This window comes from Rhizobacter sp. P2_H2 (assembly GCF_056403375.1).
The window spans coordinates 1-823 of the sequence record NZ_JBFUFP010001618.1 but is presented as its reverse complement, the minus strand read 5'-3'; the positions used below and the strand labels follow the sequence as shown (position 1 = coordinate 823).

2 protein-coding genes are annotated in these 823 nt (G+C 74.3%); both read left to right on the top strand.

Annotated features, from left to right (window positions below; genetic code table 11):
* Positions 1-194: bacterioferritin-associated ferredoxin (locus AC1D15_RS35145; RefSeq protein WP_477829723.1), on the top strand; the 194-nt coding region annotated here is incomplete at its 5' end.
* Positions 187-823: NAD(P)/FAD-dependent oxidoreductase (locus tag AC1D15_RS35140; RefSeq protein WP_477829722.1), on the top strand; the 637-nt coding region annotated here is incomplete at its 3' end. The genes AC1D15_RS35145 and AC1D15_RS35140, both read left to right, overlap by 8 nt.

Genomic DNA, 823 nt, shown 5'->3' with positions numbered 1-823 from the left:
GCCAGGAGTTGAACCGCGCCAAGGCCTTCAGCCGCGTCGGCATGGGCCGCTGCCAGGGCCGCTTTTGTGCCCATGCGGCGGCCGAGATCGTCGCCGCGAGCGCGCACATCCCGATCGAGCAGGTCGGCCGCCTGCGCGGCCAGGCGCCGGTGAAGCCGCTGCTGATGAGCACGCAGGAGGCCGGCGATGAGTGAAGTCCTGCGCAGCGACGTGCTGGTCATCGGCGGCGGCCTGATGGGCACGACGACGGCGCTGTTCCTGCGCCGCCGGCACGGCCTGAGCGTGCGGCTGCTGGAGCGCGAGCTGATCGGCCGCCAGGCCAGCGGCACCAACTTCGGCAACGTGCGCCGCCAGGGCCGCGCGCTCGAGCAGATCCCGCTCGYGAACCGCGCGCGCGCCGTGTGGGGCCGCGTCAACGAGCTGCTGGGCGAGGACCTCGAGTTCGTGCCCTACGGCCACCTGCGCGTCTGCTACACCGACCAGCAGGCGGCCCGGCTGGAACAGCACGTGCGCGAGGTGCAGCCGCTCGGCCTGGACCTGCAGATGTTCAGCGCCGCGGCGTTGCGCGAGCGCTGGGGCATCTTCAGCGATGCGGTGGTGGCGGGCTCGCTGTCGCCGCTGGACGGGCATGCCAACCCGCGCCTGGCCGGGCCGGCCTTCGCGCGCGCGGCGCAGCGCGCCGGCGCGCACATCCACGAGCACAGCGAGGTCGCGCAGGTCGAGCGCGAGGGCGGCGAGTTCGTCGCGCACACGGTCGACGGGCGCCGCTACCGAGCGGCCCAGCTGCTGGTGACCACCGGGGCCTGGTCGGCGCGCTTTGCGC